Below are 17,275 nucleotides of genomic sequence, written 5' to 3'. Positions count from 1 at the left end.
GGACTCAGTTCTCCGGGCTCGACCCGAGGGTGACCGTGGCCGTGTGCGACTGACCCTGTGCGTCGACCCAGGTGATCGACACCTTGTCGCCCGGGTATTTCGTGTCCAGCACCCCGGTCAGGGTGGTCGGGCTCGCCACCTGCTTGCCGTTGATCGCGGTGATCGTCGACCCAGCGGTGATCCCGGCCGCTGCGGCCGCACTGCCGGAGGTGGTGCCGACGACCGACGCCCCGGTCGCGCCACCGCCATACGTGCCGCCCGGCTGCGAGCTGATCTCGACGCCGAGCGCGGCGCGACGGCCGATGTGCACCGCCGTGGACTTGCTGCCGCTCTCGATCTGGTTCGCGATCTTCAGCGCCGCCGAGGTCGGTATGGCATAGCCCGAGATCGGTGTCGTCGACGACGCCGCGGTGTCGATGCCGATGACCTGACCGTCCGAGTTGAGCAACGGGCCACCGGAGTACCCCGGCACGATCTGGGCGTTGGTCTCGACGAGCCCGGTCAGCTTCTCCGCGGACGCGCCGGTGCCGCCGTCCGACGCCGTGATCTGCTCATTGGTGTCGGTCACGGTGCCGCCGGTCTTGTAGAGCGTCCCTTGGCCGCCGCCCTGGCCGACCGCGGTGACCTTCTCGCCCAGCACGGCCTTGCCGGTGTCGAGCGACGCGGTCTTCAGCCCGCTCGCACCCTCCAGCTTGATGACCGCGATGTCGTGCGCCTGGTCGAAGCCCAGCACCTTGGCCGTGTATGTCGTGCCGTTCGCGGCCTTCACCCGGATCGCGGTCGAGCCGTCCACGACGTGGTAGTTCGTCAGCACGATGCCGTTCGAGGTGAGCACGATGCCGGAGCCGGCACCCTCACCGCCCTGCATGACGGTGTCGACCATCACCACCCCGGGCCAGGACGAGACCGGTGTGCCGGAGATTCGGCTGGTCGCTGCCTGGGACCACGGGTTGAGGCCGTTGCCGTCGTTCGAGTTGCCGTTGTTGCCATTGCCCGAACCATTGCCCGACGACCCGTTGCTCGATGAGCCCCCGGAGCCGGTCGCCGGACTGCTCGGGCCGGCCGGGGTCGTCACCGACGGCGCGGAGCCGGAGACGGTGACGTGATCGGCCATCGTCTGGTTCGCCACGACGGCCCCGGCGGGCGCCAGTGCGACGACGGCGAGTGCTGCGGTGGCTGCTGCGATGCGGCGGTTCATGACGGCTCCTGAAGTTCGACTGAACCCAGGTTCTCGCCGTTACTGATGGAGGACCGCGGAAGCGGTTGTGCCTTCCCTGTGAGCCGCGTCCTCGCCCGGGTCGATCGCCACGGCGCGGACGATGGGCGGCGCCGGCGTCCGTGAGGTGAGCAGCACACCGGCGACGACCACCACGCAACCCACCAGCTCGACCGGGCTGGGGCGTTCGCCGAGCGCGATCCACGCGGCGCTGAGGCCGACGACCGGCACCAGCATCGAGTATGGCGCCACGGTGCTCGCCGGGTGCCGCGTCATCAGCCAGGTCCAGATGCCGCTGCCCGCCACGCTGCCGAGCACGCAGGTGTAGAGCAGCCCGGACCATGCACCCCAAGCGCTGCCGGATGAGGTCACCGAGTCGGCGATCCGTTGTGGCCCCTCCAGGAGCAGGGCCAGCCCGAGCATCGGCAGCGGCGGCACCACTGTCATCCACAACGTGAGGTGCAACGGCTTGGGCGGGTGGGCCAGCTTGCTGGAGAGGTTGCCGATCGCCCAACCGAAGCCCGCACACAGGGTCAGCACGAACGGCCACCAGGCTGCGCCGCCGACCCGCTGCGACCCGACGATGACCAGCCCGATGACTGCGACGATGACGCCGAGTGCGCGGGTCCGCGTGAGCCGCTCCCCCACGAGCACTCCGAGCAGCACGGTGAACGGCGCCGAGCTCTGCAGCACCAGCGAGGCGAGCCCGGTCGGCATACCGGCATCCATCGCGCTGTAGAGGAACGCGAACTGCAGGACGCCGAAGCCCACGCCATACCCGATCAGGTAGCGCGTGGGCACCTGCGGCCGCGGCACGAGCAGCACGGTCGGCACCGCGATGAGCGTCCAGCGCAACGCCACCAGGAAGTATGGCGGGAACTGCTGCAGTGATGCGTGGATCGCGAGGAAGTTCAGTCCCCACAGGACGGCGACGAGCCCGGCGAGCAGGCGGTGGCGGATCGGCATAGGTCAATGCTGGGTCCCAAGCATTCAGAAGGTCTAGTGATATTTTCTATGCCGTCTCATTAGGCTTCCTTCATGGAGCTGAGACACCTCACCCTGCTGCGAGAGTTGCGGGACCGCGGCAGCGTCGCTGCGGTGGCGGCCACCACGTGGCGCACGCCGTCGGCGGTGTCACAACAATTGCGCACTGCCGAGCGGGATCTCGGCGTGACGCTGGTCGAGGCGGACGGACGTGGGCTCCGGCTCACCGACGAGGGCAGGTTGCTGGCCGACGCCGCGCTCGACGTCGAGACGGCGCTGGCCCGTGCCCAGGCCAGACTCGACGAGTTCCGCGGGGAGATCTCCGGCGAGGTCCGGGTCGCTGCGCTGCCGAGCGCCATCGAATACCTCGCGCCATGGCTGCTGGCGGCGCTGCGCGAGCACCCGATCGAGGTGCGACTGGACGACGTCGACGTCGCCGAGGAGGACTTCGTGGGGCTGGCCGACGACTACGACGTCGTCATCGGGCACACCATGCGTGCGACGGTTCCGCGTCGGCGGGGATTGGTGATCCAGGAAGCGGTCCGCGAGCCACTCGACATCATCGTTGCCGTCGACCACCGCTGGTCGAAACGGCGCAGCGTCCGGCCCGGCGAAGTGATCGGTGAGCCGTGGGTGACGACTCCCCCTGGCTATCCGTTCCGCAGCCTGCTGGACCGCATCGAACGCACCACGGGACGGCGTGCCGACGTCGTGCAGGAGGTGCGGGACAACCGGGTGGTCGAGGCGCTGGTCGCGGCGGGAGAGGGCATCGCGCTGCTGCCGCGCTTCACCACCCGCCCGAACCCCGCCGTCCGACTGCTGCGGTTACGTGACGTCGACACTGCCCGGCGGGTGCTGGTGATGGCTCGGCGCGACCGCGCCGAGCGAGCAGCAGTGCACCACGTCATACAGGAACTGGTGGCAATCGGGCGCGACTTCACACACGGGGCCAGCGACTGATCGCCGACGAGTCGGGTCACTCGTCGTCGGTGTCGTCGTCCTCGGCGCTGCGGTATGCCGCGGCGCGCTCCTGTCGCTCGGACACCTTGCGCTGCACCTGCTCGGCGAACTGCTCGCGCTGCTGGCGCAACGCGACGAAGGACACCACCAGCGACACCAGCGCGGACAGCAGCAACAGCGCCCAACTGCGGAAGCCGACGGCATACAGGACGAGCAGGGCGACCACGAAGATGAGCAGTCGCAGAATGCTGTAGCGGATCATCACATACCCGAATAGGAGTGCATACCGACGATGAAGATGTTGACGACGCAGAAGTTGAACAACACACAGCCGAAGCCGGCGAGCGCGATGTAAGCAGCCTTCTTACCGCCCCAGCCGGCGGTGGCCCGGGCGTGCAGGTAGGCGGCATACACCACCCAGATCACCAGCGACCAGACCTCCTTGGGGTCCCAGCCCCAGTAGTTGCCCCAGGCCTTCTGTGCCCAGATCGCGCCGGCGATGACGGTGAACGTCCACAACGGGAAGGCGATGATCAGCAGGCCGTATGTCGTGCGGTCCATCACCTCGGAGCCCGGCACGGCATCCATGAACTTGTACTTCGTGTCCTTGATGTCCTCGCGCCACTTCTGGACGAAGTAGAGGATCGTCGTGGAGAAGGCGATGGTGAAGAAGGCGACGGACAGGATCGCGACCGTCACGTGGATGCTCAGCCAGTAGTTCTTCAGCGACGGCAGCAACTGGCTGGCGTCGGTGTAGAAGACGAGGCCGGCCAGCATCTCGGTCAGCACGGTCGGGCCGACCACGAAGATCCCGAGCGAGCGCACGTCGCGCCGCAGGCTCCAGCCGAGGAATGCCCCCATCACGAAGAATGCGCCGACGATCGCGAATTCGTACATGTTGCCCAATGGCGGACGGCCGACCGAGGCCGACCGGAGCACGACACAGGCAGCGACCAACAGGAAGCCGAGCCATGACAGCGACATACCGATGCCCGCCCACTGTCTCTTCTCCGGTATGGCGCCAGTGCCTTCCGCGGTCCGCTCGAGCACGGCGGTGCCACCGCTGCTCGACCCGGCGCTCACGGCCGCCGACTTCTCGGCGGCTTCGGCCTCGCGTTGCTCGGCCCGTGCCATTCGGCCGGGATAGGTGGCCAGGTCGGCGGCGAAGGACATCATCGCCAGCACGAGCACGACCGCCGAGGCGTAGAGGAAGTTGTTGGACAGGTTGGACAGCCCGACGTCGGTGGCGTGACCGCCCCAGTCGAAGGAGATGGAGGGCGTGAGCGTGATCATCGTGCCGAACCTGCCTGAGATGTGGGGGTATTGCCAAGTCTTGTCTCGATGCCGTCGAGGAGGGCGTCGAGTGCGACCTGCAGCCGCGGATCCTCGCCCTTGGCGAGCGCGCCCGCGGTGATCAGACTACGCCCGCCTGCCGGACCGGTCTCGTTCGTGTCGAAGTCCTTGTCGTCCTCTTCGCCGCGGCCCGCGGCACGCACCTTGAAGAAGATGCGCCGGCGGCGCAGTGTCATCGACATGATCAGTCCGGCCAGGCCGAGCAGCGCCGAGCCGAGCGCAGTGCCCTTGCCCGGGTCGTAGCGAGCCGACAGGCCTGCCCAGCGCGGGATCTTCTTGTCCATCGAGATCGTCGTGCCGTCGGGCAGTTTCACCGTCTGTCCCGGCTTCACGACCGCGCGCCAGGGACTCTTGCCGTCCTTGACCTGCGTCATCTTCTTCGTGTTGAGCGTGTAGACCGACTGCGGTGTGCCGTCCGGGAAGAGGTCTCCGCGGTAGGCCCCGAGGACGAGCGCGGGATTGTCGAGCCCGGCATACGTCGAGATCGGGCCCATCTTGTCGTCGAACGTCGCGGTCGGCAGGAAGAACCCGAAGAAGCCCAGCTCCTTCGGCGAGGCCGCCGGCACCTTGACCGCGCCCACCGACCGGTACGCGTTGTCCTGGGGCAGGAACGGCGTCGCCTGGTGGTAGAGCACCTTGCCCTTCGGGTCCTTGACGGTGATCACCGGCGCGTAGCCGTTGCCGAGCAGGTAGACCGACGTGCCGTCCAGCTTGACCGCGTCGTTGACCGCCAGCCGGCGGGTGGTGGTCTTGCTGCCCGGTGCCGAGCCGGTGGTCACCGAGGCGATGAAGTCACGTGGCTGGCCGAACTGCGGTGAGTCCTTGGGCACGTTCTTCTCGAAAGTCACATCGAGCTTGTTGACCTTCAGGGTCCACGGCTTGATGTCGTCGGTGTTGACCCAGGGGCCGAGATCGAGGGTGTTGTAGCTGCCGACCGCGCTCACGAAGGTGTCGTTGCCCTCGGGCACGATCACGTCGCCCCGCCAGCCCATCAGGTGGTCGGCCGCGACGGCGAGCACCAGGATGAGCAGGCACAGGTGGAAGAGCAGGTTGCCGGTCTCCCGCAGCCGCCCGCCCTCGGCGGTGACAGCCTGCTCGCCGTCGACGGCGTCATCGACCCGCACCCGATATCCCTTGCGGCGCAACGTTTCTCGCGCAGCCTCGACCAGGTCGCCGGTGCTCGCGTCGACGGTGCGTTCGGAGCTCGCAGGCAGCCGGGAGAGCCGCTTGGGCACGCGCGGCAGCGGCGACCGAAGAGCCTTGGCGTGGACCACGCAACGCGGCAGCACACAACCGACCAGCGAGATCAGCAGCAGAATGTAGATCGCCGCGAACCACGGTGCGCCGTAGACGTCGAACATGCTCAGCTTGTCGAGCCAGGGCCCGATCGTCTGGTGCTCGTCCAGGTATGTCGTCACCCTCCCGGCATCGATGCTGCGCTGCGGGAAGATCGACCCGGGCACCGCCGCAACGGCCAGGATCAGCAGCAGGAAGAGCGCAGTGCGCATCGAGGTGAGCTGCCGCCACAGCCAGCGCAGCGTGCCCAGGACACCCAGCTTGGGCGCCAGCACCCGTGGCTTGCGACCGCCGGACCCGGACTTCGTGCCGGAGTCGGTGGATTTGGTTTGTGTCATCAGATCACCGGCCGAAGGACGGGCAAGAACATCAGCGAACTGATGGGGAGATGAGGGACGAATCTACGCATCAGATCACCGGAACGAACGTGTCGGAGCCGGTCAGCCGGACCTGGATCCAGGAGATCAGGTGCAACCACTGCCCCGACACCATGATCAGACCGACTACCAGCATGAGGATGCCACCGACCAGTTGGATTGGCCGGTGGTGGTCGCGCAGCCAGCGCGACCAGGTCTCAGCGCGGGACCAGCCGGCCGCGATGAGTAGGAACGGAATGCCCAGCCCGAGGCAGTAGAACGCTGCCAATGTCACGCCGCGCGTCGCGCCGGAGTGACCGATCGGGTTGGCCAGGTTGAGGATCGCGCCATACACCGGGCCGACGCAGGGGCTGGCGCTGAGCCCGAAGACGGCGCCGAGCAACGGTGCGCCGAGCAGGCCGGCGGACGGCTTCCAGCGCACGGGTATGCCGCGCTGCCCGATGAAGCCGAGGTAAACGAGCGCCAGGAGTATGACGATCACGCCGCTGATGCGGATCATCGCGTCCTGGTGCAGGTAGCGCAGGTTGACCACCCAGCTGTATGCCGCCGCGACGCTCACCAACACGACCGAGAAGCCGAGCACGAACAGCAGCGCGCCGGTCACCAGACGGGTCTTGCGCTGCTCGTCGGTCAGCCCGGTGACATAGCCGAGAAAGCCTGGCACCAAGGGCAATACGCACGGTGAGGCGAACGACACCACGCCCGCCACCAGCGCCAGGAGTACGGCGAGTGGCAGGCTGCCCGTGGCAACGGTCTGCGCGGCGTCCGAGATCACCGGAGTCCCCCGAACGGTTGGACGGCAGAAGTCGGGGCCCCCACGAAGTATTCGGGGGAGCACGTCGGGGCCCCCGCGGAGTATCGGAGGAGCGCAGCGGGGGAGAACTCCGTGGGGTGACGGAGCGGAGGAGAAACTTCGTGGGGTGACATTAACCCTTGCTCAGGACGTCGTTGACCAGACCGGTGAGGGTGGAGGTCGTCGTCGGACCGGACACGCGCGCCGCGATGCGGTGCTCGCTGTCGAGGACCAGTGTGGACGGCGTGGCCGAGGCCTTGCCCTGCAGCGCGACGAGCGCGGCACCGCCGTCGTCACGCAACGACGGGTAGGTGACGCCGGCCGATTTCAGGTATGCCGCCGCGGTCTGCGGGCCTTCCTGCCGGTCGACGCCGACCATCAGCACGCCCTTCTTCTGCAGCTTCTCCCACGCCTTCTGCAGGTCCGGAGTCTCCGCCTTGCACGGCGGGCACCACGAACCCCACACGTTTACGATGATGACCTTGCCCGGGTGGTCCTTGGTCGACCACGGCGTGCCGTCCAGCAGCTTGCCGGACAGGGTCACCGGCTTGCCGCGCTCCCCCGGCGAGAGTTGTGCGAGCGTGCCGTCGCCGGACAGGTAGTTCTTGTCGGAGCCCTGGTTGGCCTGGTCGCTGATCGACTTCCCGCCGTCGCTGCCGCAGGCCGCGAGTCCGAGCGCGGCCACGCAGGCCAGTGTCACCGCGGGAACGGCACGGCGAAGGGTCATTTGGATCGTCCTGTCGCGGAGCCGGCAGCCTCCGTCGCGCCGGGCAGCAGGTCACCCGCGGGCTCGGCATACACGACCCGACTGAAGCGGTCGTCGTCGAAGACGATGCTGGTCACCGACGCGAGCGTGCACTGCCGACGTCGCGGGTCGTGCCACAGGCGGTTGCCCTCGAAGTGCGTCCGCGCGATCCACACCGGCAACTGATGGCTGACGATGACCGCCTCGTGCCCCTCCGCGGCGGCTCGCGCGTCGCGGGTCGCGGCTTCCATGCGCTCGGCGATCTCGGCGTAGGGCTCGCCCCAGCTCGGCTTGAGCGGGTTGGTCAGCTTGCCCCAGAAACGTGGATTGAGAAGCTGTTTGGGGTTCTTGCCGACGGTCAGGCCCTCGAAGTCGTTGGCCGCCTCGATCACCTGGTCATCGAGCTCGACCGGCAGCTTCAGTGTCTCGGCGAGCGGCTCGATGGTCTCCTGTGCTCGCTCCAGCGGCGAGGAGACCAAGTGGGTGATGTCGCGCTCGGCGAGGTATGCCGCGGTGCGCTTGGCCATCTGCCGGCCGAGCTCGGACAGGTGGAAGCCGGGCATCCGGCCGTAGAGCACGCCACCGGGATTGTCGACCTCACCGTGCCGCACCAGGTGGACCACGGTCTCAGTCATCGGTGCCGCCCGTGGGACGCCATACGAATATCACGCTCGGAGTGTCGCATCGGAATCTGTGTCGCTCTCTCAGCTGTCGTTCAGCTCGCGGCGGCCGCGGCAGCAGCGGCGGGCAGGGCCTGCAGGACATGCTCGACCGCGGCGTCGTCGTGCGACGCGCTGACGAACCACGCCTCGAAGGAACTCGGCGGCAGGTGGACGCCCTGATCGAGCATCGCGTGGAAGAACCGGCCGAACGCGGCGGTGTCCTGGGTCTTGGCGTCGTCGTAGTTGCGGACCGCGCCGCCCGTGAAGAAGACCGAGAACATCGAGCCCGCCCACTGGATCGTGTGCGGCACACCGTGCTGGGACAACGCCGCGGACGCGCCGTCGGCTATCGCGTGCGCGACGGTGCCGATCCGGTCGTAGACCTCGGGGGTGCAACCGCGCAGGGTGGCCAGGCCGGCCGCCGTCGCGACCGGGTTCCCCGACAGGGTGCCCGCCTGGTAGACGGGTCCGTCGGGTGCCAGATTGCCCATCAGCTCGGCGCTGCCACCGAACGCGGCGGCGGGGAAGCCGCCGCCCATGACCTTGCCGAAGGTGAACAGGTCCGGTGCGCCGCCCTCAGGCTCTCCCTCGAGGCCGTACCAACCGGCCGCGGAGCAGCGGAATCCGGTCATCACCTCGTCGGAGATCAGCAGCGCACCGTGCTCGCGGGTGATGCGGCGCAATGCGGCGGTGAAGCCGGGAGCGGGCGGGACGACGCCCATGTTGCCGGGCGACGCCTCGGTGATCACGCAGGCGATCTCGTCACCGTGCTCGGCGAACGCGGCCTCGACCGCTGCGATGTCGTTGTAGGGCAACACGATCGTCTCGTGCGCCGCCGAAGCCGGCACACCGGCGGAGTCCGGCAGCGCGAAGGTCGCCAGCCCGGAGCCGGCCGAGGCCAGCAACGGGTCGACGTGACCGTGGTAGCAACCGGCGAACTTCACCACGGAGCTGCGCCCGGTGGCGCCGCGCGCGAGGCGCAACGCGGACATCGTCGCCTCGGTGCCGCTGTTGACCAGGCGCACCTGCTCGATCGGCTCGACCCGGGAGACGATCTCCTCGGCGAGTGCAACTTCGTTCTCGCTCGGAGTGCCGAAACTGAAACCACGGGTCGCGGCCTCCTGGACGGCCGCCAGGACGTCGGGGTGCGCATGACCGAGGATCATCGGTCCCCAGGAGCAGATCAGGTCGACGTAGCGGTTGCCGTCGACGTCGGTCAGCCACGGACCTTTCGCACTGGCGATGAAGCGCGGTGTGCCGCCGACGCCGCGGAATGCCCGGACCGGGGAATTGACTCCCCCGGGGGTGACGTCGCGCGCTCGCTGCAGCAGCGCTGCCGAGGCTTCGTCGCGGGTGATCCGGTCGGGTGTCCCATCGTGCGTGGAGGGCGAGCTCGTCATACCAGCATTGTCTCAGGCGACCTCGCGCGAACTCCTACGGGTTGTAGTTGGCCGGCTGCTCACCCAGCAAGTGGGTCCGCACCTTGTCCATCGCGTCGCCGAGCGACCGGAACAACGCCGGATCCATCTGCCGGATCAGGTGCTCCTGCACACCGGTCGCGTGCACCCGTGCGGCGAAGCGCACCGCCGCCAGGCCGTCGTCGGTGAGGTGCAGTTGTATACCGCGCCCGTCGTCCGGCGCGGGATGGCGCTCCACCCACCCACGTCGCTGCAACCTGGTCGCGGTGTGCGTGACTCGGCTGCGGGACTGCACGGTCTGGTCGGCGAGCTTGCTCATCCGCATCGTCAGGCACGGGGCCTCGGACAGCATCGACAGGAGTTCGTACTCGGCGAGTGACACACCGACCGCTTGCAACTCGGCGTCGAGGATGACCTCGAGCGCCCGGCTCCCCCTCAGATAGGCCCGCCAGGCGCGTTGCTCGTCATCGGACAGCCAGGGCACATCGGCCTCGGCGATGGCGGCAGCGGGCGGAGCGGACTGGATCTCGGACACCCTTACAGCATAGGTCGCAAATTTCTTCGCGATCGGGGAATAATTGAAATATCAACCATTGTTGGGCATGATGGCTGCCGACAACGGCACACGAACTTCCACTTCGCTACGAAGGAGCACCACATGACGACCACCACCGCCACCGCACTTGAGGGCCTGACCACCGGCGTCTGGAACCTCGACCCCGCACACAGTGAGTTCGGCTTCCAGGTCCGCCACCTGATGGTCAGCAAGGTCAAGGGCAAGTTCGACGAGTTCACCGCCACGCTCGTGGTCGCCGACCAGCTCGAGGCCTCCAGCGTCGAGGCCGAGGTCAAGATGGCTTCGATCAACACCGGCGTCGCCGACCGCGACAACCACCTGCGCACCAACGACTTCTTCGAGGTCGAGACCTTCCCGACGATGACCTTCAAGTCGACCAGCGTGTCCGCGACCGAGCTGACCGGCGACCTGACGATCAAGAACGTCACCAAGCCCGTCACGTTCGACGTCGAGTTCGGTGGCGTGGGCCCCGACGCTTGGGGCGGCACCCGCGCTGGCTTCGAGGCGACCGTCGAGATCAACCGCAAGGAGTTCGGCGTCGACATCGAGATGCCGCTCCAGGGTGGCGGCGTGGTCGTCGGCGACAAGGTCAAGATCATCCTCGACCTGCAGTTCGTGAAGGCCTGATCAGCCGATCGCCTCAGCGAGGCTTGAAATCAAGCCTCCGGTACCTGTTCTGATAAATCCTCCCCCGGTGTGGCAGTCTGAACGAAGTCACACCTCATGAACCCGCGAGCGGGACCGGCATACCCCCGAGTGCCTGGTCCCGCTCGCGTCTTCGCTCGCAGCCCCCTCGCCGAGCGGACAGGCAAACAGCGAGCGGATAGGGAAAGCGGCCGGATTCCGGCCGCTTTCCCTATCCGCTCAGTGCATTTAGTGTCCGCTCGGTAAGAGTGCTCAGCCGGCCTGCAGCCGGCGGGCGATCTCGGTCGCGTAATAGGTCAGGATGATCTGCGCGCCGGCCCGCTTGATGGAGGTCAGCGCCTCCATGACCATGGCGTCGCGATCGATCCAGCCGTTGGCCGCAGCCGCCTCGATCATCGCCATCTCGCCGCTGATCTGGTATGCCGCGACCGGCACGTCGCTGACCTCGCGGACGTCACGGACGATGTCCAGGTAGGGCAGCGCGGGCTTGACCATCACCATGTCGGCGCCCTCGGCGAGGTCCAGTTGCACCTCACGCAGCGCCTCCGTGCGGTTGGCGCTGTCCTGCTGGTAGGTGCGCCGGTCGCCCTGCAGCGTCGACTCCACCGCTTCGCGGAAGGGCCCGTATGCCGCGGAGGCGTACTTCACGGCATACGCCAGGATCCCGACGTCGGTGTAACCGGCGTCGTCCAGCGCACGGCGTATGACGGCGACCTGGCCGTCCATCATCCCGGACGGACCGACCACGTGGACGCCTGCTTCGGCCTGCGCGACAGCCATCTCGGCATACCGCTGCAGGGTCGCGTCGTTGTCGACCCGGCCCTGCTCATCAAGCACACCGCAGTGCCCGTGCGAGGTGAATTCGTCCAGGCACAGGTCCGACATCAGCACCGTGTCGTCGCCCAACTCTTCCCGCAGACGCCGCAGCGCGACGTTCAGGATGCCGTCGGGATCCGTTGCGCCCGAGCCGATCTCGTCATGCTTCTCCGGGACGCCGAAGATCATCAGCCCACCGACGCCTGCGTCGACCGCTTCACGCGCGGCCTTCACCAGCGAGTCGAGCGTGTGCTGCTCGACCCCCGGCATGGATTTCAGGGCGACGGGAGCCTCCAGACCCTCCTTGACGAACATCGGCAGGATCAGCTCGGCCGGGTGGAGTCGCGTCTCGGCGACCAACCGGCGCATCGCGGGCGTCGTGCGGAGCCGACGCGGACGGGCGGAACCCGCGGGCAAGGCCCACGGGTTCCCGCTCGCTGCACTGTGCCGGCTCATTTTCGGGGTCCCCGCGAAGTATCGGAGGAGCGGAGCGGGGGAGAACTTTGTGGGGTGAACCTCATCGAGAAGCCTTGGCCTTGCGCCGCGACGAAGCCTTCCGCTCGCTCGGGCGACGGACCTGCTCGCCGTTCTCCTGCGCGGTCAGGGCCAGGCCCCGGCCGTAGTCGGCGAGCGCGTCGACCAGCGCCTCGGCGCTCGGTTCGGACGCCAGCACGTCGACCCGCAGGCCGTGCTCCTCGGCGGTCTTGGCGGTCGCCGGGCCGATACAGGCGATGACTGTGGTGGCGTGCGGCTTGCCCGCGATGCCGACCAGGTTGCGGACCGTGGAGCTCGAGGTGAAGCAGACCGCGTCGAACTTGCCGGCCTTGATCGCCTCACGCACCTCGGGCGCCGGCGGAGCAGCACGCACCGTCCGGTATGCCGTCACGTCGTCGACCTCCCAGCCCATGTCCTGCAGGCCCGCGACGAGCGTGTCGGTGGCGATGTCGGCACGGGGCAGGAAGACGCGGTTGATCGGGTCGAGCACGTCGTCATACGGCGGCCACTCCTCGAGCAGCCCCTTGGCGGACTGCTCCCCGGCCGGCACGAGGTCGGGCTCCAGGCCCCACTCGCGCAGCGACTCGGCCGTCACGCCGCCGACGGCGGCGATCTTCAGACCGGCGAACGCCCTTGCGTCCAAACCGAATTCGACGAACTTCTCGCGCACGGCGCGCACCGCGTTGGCGGAGGTGAAGCCGATCCACTCGTAGCGGCCGGTCACGAGGCCCTTGATCGCACGCTCCATCTGCTGCGGGGTCCGCGGCGGCTCCACGCTGATCGTCGGGACGACATCGCTGGCGGCGCCGTGCGACGCGAGCCGGTCGGTCATCGTGCCGGACTGCTCCTTGGTGCGCGGCACCAGGACGTTCCAGCCGAAGAGCGGTTTGGTCTCCCACCAGGACAACTGCTCGCGCAGTGCGACGACCGAGCCGACGACCGCGACCACAGGTCCGGTGAGCGGCTGGGTCTTGAGCGCACCCGCCACCTCGCCGAGCGTGGTGACACGCGTCGACTGGCGGATCGTGGTGCCCTCGGTGCTGAGCGAGACCGGTGTGTCGGCGTCGCGACCGGCGGCCTGCAGCTTGGCCAGTCCGGCCGGCACCGACTCGGCGGTGCCGAGCACCACCGCGGTGGCGTCCTTCGCCACGGCGCTGGACCAGTCAGTCTTCTCGTCGGCGGCGGACAGCACGTGCACGGTGCGGGCGCCGCTGCCCACCAGCGGGATGCCGGCGTATGACGGAACCGCGCTGACCGCGCTGACGCCCGGCACGATCTCGAAGGCGATGTCGGCCTTGTGGCAGGCGATCGACTCCTCGGCCAGCCCGTTGAAGGTCGCGGGGTCGCCGTCCATCAACCGCACCACCAGTCCGACGGTGCCATCGTTGCGAGCCGCTGCCTTCGCGGTGCGCACCACCAGCTTCGCGCGGGACGCCGTGGTGAGGGTCTGCCCGGTCTCACCGTGGCCGGCGTCGACGATCTCGACGTCCTCGCGAGCGAACGAAGCGACGAAGTCCTCACGCGCGATCTGATCGATGATGATCACGTCGGCCTCACGCAGCAGCCTTGCCGCCCGGACCGTGATCAGTGACGGGTCGCCCGGGCCGGAGCCGATGAAGGCGATCTGGGGCAGTGTCTTGCGGGTCTTGGTTGTACTCACTTCTTCACGCTCCGCGGCGCTTGGGGGTGGTGGACGGTGACGGGATCTGCGTCCCTTGGTAAGAGTCCGCCGGGGGTCGGCTCTGGTGCTTGCTCGTCGGACGGGAACGCATCCAGCGCTCCGTCGGCGAGCAGTAACTCTGCGACGTCGTGACCGAGTTGCTCCGGTTGGTCGAACGGTCCGGTCTGGGACCGTCGCAGGTCGAATGTGCCGTCGGTGCGACCGACGAAAGCGCGCAACGAGATCTCGAGACTGCCGTCGACATCCTCAGTGACCTCCGCGAGTGCACCCAGTGGTGCGGAGCAGCCCGCCTCCAGGCGAGCGAGCACGGCACGCTCGGCGGTGACGGCGGCGCGGGTGTCGGCGTCGTCCAGCTGCCGCACCACCTCGATCAACGCCTCGTCGTCACTGCGGAGTTCCAGGGCGAGCGCGCCCTGTCCCGGCGCGGGCAGCATCTGCAACGGGTCGATCGTCTCGGTGATCTCCTCGAGGCGACCGACGCGCGACATACCGGCGCGGGCGAGGACGATCGCATCGAGCTCGCCGCCCCGGACGAAGTCGATCCGTCGGTCGATGTTGCCGCGGATCTCGCGGGTCTCCAGGCCCAGTCCGAGGGCCGCCAGTTGCGCGACCCGCCGTGGTGACCCGGTGCCTACGACGGCGCCGGCCGGCAGCTCTCCGAGGGTCAGACCGTCACGGGCGATCAAGGCGTCCCGCGCGTCCGCACGAGCAGGTATGGCGGCAATCGTCAGACCGGGAGCCGGCGCGACCGGCAGGTCCTTGAGCGAGTGCACGGTAAGGTCGATGCGGTTGTCGCGCAACGCGTTTCGGATCGCGGTGGCGAAGATGCCCGTCCCGCCGAGTTGGGTCAGCGGGGCCCGGTTGGTGTCGCCCTCGGTGACGATCTCGACGATCTCGACCTCGTGACCCATCGCCCGGAGCCGGTCGGCGATCAGACCGGTCTGTGTCATCGCGAGGTTGCTGCGGCGACTCCCGATACGAACCACCCCACGAAGTTCTCCGCTCGTCCCTCGCTCCGATACTTCGCGGGGACCCCGGTTCTCCTTCACGGTGTTCACGTCAGCTCACCTCCAGCAGGCTCGCCATGCGGGATTTCCGAGACCCGCGACTCGTGCGGGTCGAGGTCGAAGAGCATCCGCAGCAGCGCGGCATAGTCCTGACCGCCCTGCTCTTCGCCGGCGAGTTGCTTGATGCGGACGGTCGGGGTGTGCAGGATCTTCTCGACGACCCGGTGCACGGTCATCTGCACCTGTGACTGGTCGTGCTCGGAGAGCTCGGTGCGCTGGTCCAACCGGGCCAGCTCGGTGGAGACGACCTCGGCGGCGCGCGCCCGCAGCTCGGCGACCGCGGGTGCTACGGCTGCGGCCCGCCGGGCGACGAGGAACTCGGCGACCTCCGCGCTCACCAGCTCGTGGGCGGCGGTCAGCTGGGTCTTCTCGGCGTCGTCGGCTACGGCTGTGCTGAGGCCCTCCAGCGAGATCACTGCGATGCCGGGCAGCGTGCTCAGCACGGGATCGACGTCGCGCGGCAACGCGAGGTCGACCAACAGCTTCGCAGTCTCGGAGCCGCGGACGTTGTCGGCGTCGAGCACGTGCCCGACCGCACCGGTGCAGGAGATGACGAGGTCGGCTTCGACGACGGCGTCGGTCAGGTCGGACCAGTCACTGGCGACTCCCCCGGTCGCCTGAGCGAGCCGTGCTGCCTTGGCCGGTGTCCGGTTGATGATGGTGAGGTGTCCGATGCCTGCGCGGGCCAGCGTGTGCGCGGCAAGTCCGCTCATGGCTCCGGCGCCGACGACCAGTGCGCGCTGCTGACTCAGCTCACCCAGCGTCGACTGCGCGACGACCAGGGACCGCTCGACGAGCGACCTGCTGACGGTGTCGATGTCGGTCTCGGAGTGGACGCGCTTGCCGACCCGCAGCGCGTGCTGCATGAGCGCGGACAGTGACGGATCGAGGTGACCGCCCTTCTGCGCGGTGCGCAGTGCGTCGCGCAGCTGGCCCAGGATCTGCCCCTCGCCCACCGCGACGGAGTCGAGGCCGGCTGCGACCTGGAAGGAGTGTGCGACGGCACGGTCCTCGAAGTGGACGTAGAGGTGGTCGCGCAACTGCCCGACCGCCAAACCCGTTGTCGCAGCGAGGGACTCGGTGATGCCGGTGACCGCGCCGTGGAACGTCTCGACATCGGCGTAGATCTCGACGCGGTTGCAGGTGGAGACCACGACCGTGGCATTGACGTGCTCGTTGAGTGCGAGCGACGACTCCAGGGCACGGGTCTGCTCATCGGTCAGCACGACCCGCTCGAGGAGGTCGACACCCGTGGTGCGGTGCGACATACCGATGACGATCAGGCTCACCGCGCCCCCTCGATCGTGCCGAGCGTGATGTCTCTGCCGCGCTGCTCGTGGAAGGCCAGGATCTGCAACTCGGTGGCCAGATCGACCTTGCGGACCTCGACGCCCGCCGGGACCGTGATCACGCAGGGAGCGAAGTTGAGGATCGACCGCACACCGAGCGCGATCGCCTGGTCGGCGGCCTGCTGTGCCGCGTGCGGCGGCGTCGCCAGCACCGCGATGATGCTCTCGGGGGCCTGCTTCTCCAGCTCCGCGAAGTCGATGACCTGCAGGCCGGCGATCTGGGTGCCGATGACTGCCGGGTCCTCGTCGACCAGCCAGCGGACGCTGAATCCGCGGGTCGCGAAACCGCCGTATGCCGCGAGCGCATGACCCAGGTTGCCCATGCCGATGATGGCCACGGACCAGTCGTGGTGGAGTCCGAGCTCGCGGGAGATCTCCTCGGAGAGCCGATCGACGTCATACCCGACGCCGCGCACGCCATACGAACCGAGGTGGGACAGATCCTTGCGCAGGCCGGCCGATCGGACACCTGCCGCTTCGGCGAGTTCCTCGGAGGAGACGACCTCTACTCCGCGGGAGTCCAAGGCCACGAGAGCGCGCAGATAGAGCGGTAGCCGAGCCACAGTGGCTTCGGGGATGTCCCGACGGTCGGCCGATGCGGTGCTCACGTGCGCTCCGACTCCTCCATGCGTCGTGGGCAGGCGTATATCAAACGCCCGCCACAGAGGATCAATGACCCCCTGACTGTAGGTCTTTGTGAACACAGGCACAAAGTCGCAATATTCCGGCAAAAGTGCTAAACGGGGGTCGGCTCATGCCCGGAGGTGTGCTCGTGATAGCAGAATGCCGCCGGTTCGTGGGCTCCGGAGGCTGTTCACCAATGGTTCACCGGTGGTCCCGG

At 68.2% G+C, this 17,275-nt stretch carries 17 protein-coding genes; 2 read left to right on the top strand and 15 right to left on the bottom strand.

The features are described 5' to 3' along the window. Positions 1–4 precede the first annotated feature (4 nt). Positions 5–1,198 (bottom strand): S1C family serine protease, encoded by a 1,194-nt coding sequence (locus tag IEX71_RS18515; RefSeq protein ID WP_188838560.1) that lies wholly within the window; start codon positions 1,196–1,198, stop codon positions 5–7. Positions 1,199–1,237: 39 nt separating this feature from the next. Further along, on the bottom strand, positions 1,238–2,182 hold the full coding sequence (locus IEX71_RS18510; RefSeq protein ID WP_188838559.1) for an EamA family transporter: 945 nt from the start codon (positions 2,180–2,182) through the stop codon (positions 1,238–1,240). Positions 2,183–2,254: 72 nt separating this feature from the next. Here IEX71_RS18510 and IEX71_RS18505 point away from each other — a divergent pair, with 72 nt between their 5' ends. Next, complete coding sequence (locus IEX71_RS18505) at positions 2,255–3,160, top strand: LysR family transcriptional regulator (protein WP_188838558.1); 906 nt, start codon at positions 2,255–2,257, stop codon at positions 3,158–3,160. 16 nt (positions 3,161–3,176) lie between these two features. Here the strand turns inward: IEX71_RS18505 and IEX71_RS18500 are convergent, their stop codons facing one another. The 8 genes from IEX71_RS18500 to IEX71_RS18465 all read right to left on the bottom strand — a co-directional run bounded on the left by IEX71_RS18500 (position 3,177) and on the right by IEX71_RS18465 (position 10,339). Further along, entirely contained in the window at positions 3,177–3,422 is a 246-nt protein-coding gene (locus IEX71_RS18500) for a DUF4229 domain-containing protein (RefSeq protein WP_188838557.1), read from the bottom strand. Then, positions 3,422–4,453 (bottom strand): c-type cytochrome biogenesis protein CcsB, encoded by a 1,032-nt coding sequence (gene ccsB, locus IEX71_RS18495; RefSeq protein WP_188838556.1) that lies wholly within the window; start codon positions 4,451–4,453, stop codon positions 3,422–3,424. Before ccsB ends, IEX71_RS18500 begins: the two co-directional genes overlap by 1 nt. Beyond that, the gene (resB, locus tag IEX71_RS18490; protein ID WP_188838555.1) at positions 4,450–6,147 is read right to left on the bottom strand and encodes a cytochrome c biogenesis protein ResB; all 1,698 of its coding nucleotides are present in this window, start codon (positions 6,145–6,147) and stop codon (positions 4,450–4,452) included. Before resB ends, ccsB begins: the two co-directional genes overlap by 4 nt. A gap of 70 nt (positions 6,148–6,217) precedes the next feature. Further along, the gene (locus IEX71_RS18485; RefSeq protein ID WP_188838554.1) at positions 6,218–6,961 is read right to left on the bottom strand and encodes a cytochrome c biogenesis CcdA family protein; all 744 of its coding nucleotides are present in this window, start codon (positions 6,959–6,961) and stop codon (positions 6,218–6,220) included. A gap of 151 nt (positions 6,962–7,112) precedes the next feature. Continuing rightward, a complete protein-coding gene (locus tag IEX71_RS18480) occupies positions 7,113–7,706 on the bottom strand; it encodes a TlpA family protein disulfide reductase (RefSeq protein ID WP_188838553.1) in 594 nt (197 codons plus the stop codon). Beyond that, on the bottom strand, positions 7,703–8,359 hold the full coding sequence (locus IEX71_RS18475) for a histidine phosphatase family protein (protein WP_188838552.1): 657 nt from the start codon (positions 8,357–8,359) through the stop codon (positions 7,703–7,705). Before IEX71_RS18475 ends, IEX71_RS18480 begins: the two co-directional genes overlap by 4 nt. Positions 8,360–8,439: 80 nt before the next feature. Next, the gene (hemL, locus tag IEX71_RS18470) at positions 8,440–9,786 is read right to left on the bottom strand and encodes a glutamate-1-semialdehyde 2,1-aminomutase (RefSeq protein ID WP_188838551.1); all 1,347 of its coding nucleotides are present in this window, start codon (positions 9,784–9,786) and stop codon (positions 8,440–8,442) included. 34 nt (positions 9,787–9,820) lie between these two features. After that, positions 9,821–10,339 (bottom strand): MarR family winged helix-turn-helix transcriptional regulator, encoded by a 519-nt coding sequence (locus IEX71_RS18465; RefSeq protein WP_229749862.1) that lies wholly within the window; start codon positions 10,337–10,339, stop codon positions 9,821–9,823. A gap of 123 nt (positions 10,340–10,462) precedes the next feature. On the opposite strand from IEX71_RS18465, the gene IEX71_RS18460 reads away from it, so the two are divergent. Beyond that, complete coding sequence (locus IEX71_RS18460) at positions 10,463–11,008, top strand: YceI family protein (RefSeq protein WP_188838550.1); 546 nt, start codon at positions 10,463–10,465, stop codon at positions 11,006–11,008. Positions 11,009–11,278: 270 nt separating this feature from the next. Here IEX71_RS18460 and hemB read toward each other — a convergent pair whose 3' ends face one another. From hemB to IEX71_RS18435, 5 genes are all read right to left on the bottom strand, one after another. Beyond that, complete coding sequence (gene hemB, locus IEX71_RS18455; RefSeq protein WP_188838549.1) at positions 11,279–12,298, bottom strand: porphobilinogen synthase; 1,020 nt, start codon at positions 12,296–12,298, stop codon at positions 11,279–11,281. Positions 12,299–12,359: 61 nt separating this feature from the next. Beyond that, the gene (locus tag IEX71_RS18450) at positions 12,360–13,997 is read right to left on the bottom strand and encodes a bifunctional uroporphyrinogen-III C-methyltransferase/uroporphyrinogen-III synthase (RefSeq protein ID WP_188838548.1); all 1,638 of its coding nucleotides are present in this window, start codon (positions 13,995–13,997) and stop codon (positions 12,360–12,362) included. Further along, entirely contained in the window at positions 13,994–15,004 is a 1,011-nt protein-coding gene (gene hemC, locus IEX71_RS18445) for a hydroxymethylbilane synthase (RefSeq protein WP_268235975.1), read from the bottom strand. Before hemC ends, IEX71_RS18450 begins: the two co-directional genes overlap by 4 nt. A gap of 68 nt (positions 15,005–15,072) precedes the next feature. Next, the gene (locus tag IEX71_RS18440; protein WP_188838546.1) at positions 15,073–16,374 is read right to left on the bottom strand and encodes a glutamyl-tRNA reductase; all 1,302 of its coding nucleotides are present in this window, start codon (positions 16,372–16,374) and stop codon (positions 15,073–15,075) included. Further along, a complete protein-coding gene (locus tag IEX71_RS18435; protein ID WP_188838545.1) occupies positions 16,371–17,042 on the bottom strand; it encodes a redox-sensing transcriptional repressor Rex in 672 nt (223 codons plus the stop codon). Before IEX71_RS18435 ends, IEX71_RS18440 begins: the two co-directional genes overlap by 4 nt. Positions 17,043–17,275: the final 233 nt, after the last annotated feature.

It is taken from the genome of Flexivirga endophytica (assembly GCF_014640635.1).
Lineage (GTDB): Bacteria > Actinomycetota > Actinomycetes > Actinomycetales > Dermatophilaceae > Flexivirga > Flexivirga endophytica.
The sequence above is the reverse complement of the archived record's forward strand: the minus strand, read 5'-3'. Positions and strand labels throughout refer to the sequence as shown.

Bases quoted from the DNA above. Each gene is read 5' to 3' on its own strand.
- hemB (WP_188838549.1), bottom strand. From the start codon at position 12,298: ATGAGCCGGCACAGTGCAGCGAGCGGGAACCCGTGGGCCTTGCCCGCG.
- IEX71_RS18515 (WP_188838560.1), bottom strand. From the start codon at position 1,198: ATGAACCGCCGCATCGCAGCAGCCACCGCAGCACTCGCCGTCGTCGCA.
- ccsB (WP_188838556.1), bottom strand. From the start codon at position 4,453: ATGATCACGCTCACGCCCTCCATCTCCTTCGACTGGGGCGGTCACGCC.
- resB (WP_188838555.1), bottom strand. From the start codon at position 6,147: ATGACACAAACCAAATCCACCGACTCCGGCACGAAGTCCGGGTCCGGC.
- IEX71_RS18475 (WP_188838552.1), bottom strand. From the start codon at position 8,359: ATGACTGAGACCGTGGTCCACCTGGTGCGGCACGGTGAGGTCGACAAT.
- hemL (WP_188838551.1), bottom strand. From the start codon at position 9,786: ATGACGAGCTCGCCCTCCACGCACGATGGGACACCCGACCGGATCACC.
- IEX71_RS18510 (WP_188838559.1), bottom strand. From the start codon at position 2,182: ATGCCGATCCGCCACCGCCTGCTCGCCGGGCTCGTCGCCGTCCTGTGG.
- IEX71_RS18505 (WP_188838558.1), top strand. From the start codon at position 2,255: ATGGAGCTGAGACACCTCACCCTGCTGCGAGAGTTGCGGGACCGCGGC.
- IEX71_RS18500 (WP_188838557.1), bottom strand. From the start codon at position 3,422: ATGATCCGCTACAGCATTCTGCGACTGCTCATCTTCGTGGTCGCCCTG.
- IEX71_RS18480 (WP_188838553.1), bottom strand. From the start codon at position 7,706: ATGACCCTTCGCCGTGCCGTTCCCGCGGTGACACTGGCCTGCGTGGCC.
- IEX71_RS18460 (WP_188838550.1), top strand. From the start codon at position 10,463: ATGACGACCACCACCGCCACCGCACTTGAGGGCCTGACCACCGGCGTC.